The organism is Polaromonas sp. P3_C2, assembly GCF_056402675.1.
Genome location: NZ_JBFUGX010000938.1, coordinates 1 through 1,280 on the forward strand (window position 1 = coordinate 1; position 1,280 = coordinate 1,280).

Below are 1,280 nucleotides of genomic sequence, written 5' to 3' on the forward strand. Positions count from 1 at the left end.
GTGTTGTGCGATGTGTAGTCGTCCAGTTGCGAAATCCGCTCTTCGCCATCGCTGAAATACTTGGCGTAATTGAGATCGCGGTTGTCTGCGGGAATGCGGTAGTACGCGCCCATGTCGTCGATCCGGGCCATTTCCTCGCGCGACACCAGCGTTTCGTAGAGCTTTTCGCCATGGCGCGTGCCAATGATCTTGGTGGGTTGGTCGTTGCCGCCAAAGATGTCCTTGAGCGCTTGCGCGAGGTCGGCGACAGTCGAGGCCGGCGCCTTCTGCACAAAGATGTCGCCCTGCTGGCCGTGCTCGAACGCGTGCAGCACCAGGTCGACCGAATCGTCGAGTGACATCAGGAAGCGGGTCATGCTGGCGTCGGTCACGGTCAGCGGCGCGCCGCTCTTGAGCTGCGAGACGAACAACGGGATCACCGAGCCGCGCGACGCCATCACGTTGCCATAACGCGTGGCGCAAAGCACGGTCTCGCCATCGTTTTGCATGCGTGCCTTGGCGACCATGAGTTTTTCCATCATTGCCTTGGACACACCCATGGCATTGATCGGATAGACCGCCTTGTCGGTGCTCAGGACGACGACGCGCTTGACGTTATGGGCGATCGCTGCGTTCATGACGTTCTCCGCGCCCAGTACATTGGTACGCACCGCCTCCATCGGATAGAACTCGCAGGACGGGACCTGCTTGAGTGCTGCCGCGTGAAACACATAGTCAACACCCTTCATCGCCTGGTGAATGCTGTCGTAGTCGCGGATGTCACCGATGTAAAACTTGAGCTTGTCGTTGTTCAGCGCGATCCGCATCTCTTCCTGCTTTTTTTCGTCGCGGCTGAAAATGCGGATTTCGCGCACTTCCGTTGAGAGAAAGCGTTTGAGGACGGCGTTGCCGAACGAACCGGTGCCGCCGGTGATCATCAGTATTTTGTTGTCAAACATGGCTGATTCTTACAGTTTGGAGGAATGCATGGTGTCGATAAGCTCGGGCCAGGCCGGTGCGGTGTAGCCTGTCGCCTCGCGGAAACGGCTGGAATCGAGCGATCGGTCCATCGTAAACGTATTGTCCATCTGAATATCAATGGCCTTGCCGTAGGCTGCGGCGATCAGCTTGAGCAGGTCGTATTTGCCGATCGGGGCAGCGCCAACGTGGTACAGGCCGGACAGCTCAGGCCGTGGAATCACGATGTCGCGGACGATTTCGGCGAACACGACATTCGGCAGACCCGAAAAAATGGCCTTGTTGAAGCCTTTGCAGGAACCCTGTTGTGCAAGGAACCATTC

The 1,280-nt window shown here is 57.7% G+C and carries 2 protein-coding genes; both read right to left on the reverse strand.

All coding sequences use genetic code 11. The features are described from left to right. On the reverse strand, window positions 1–938 hold a 938-nt coding region (locus tag AC1DWI_RS23575), incomplete at its 3' end, for a polysaccharide biosynthesis protein (RefSeq protein WP_477725965.1). 9 nt (window positions 939–947) lie between these two features. Beyond that, window positions 948–1,280: Rossmann-fold NAD(P)-binding domain-containing protein (locus AC1DWI_RS23580; protein ID WP_477725966.1), on the reverse strand; the 333-nt coding region annotated here is incomplete at its 5' end.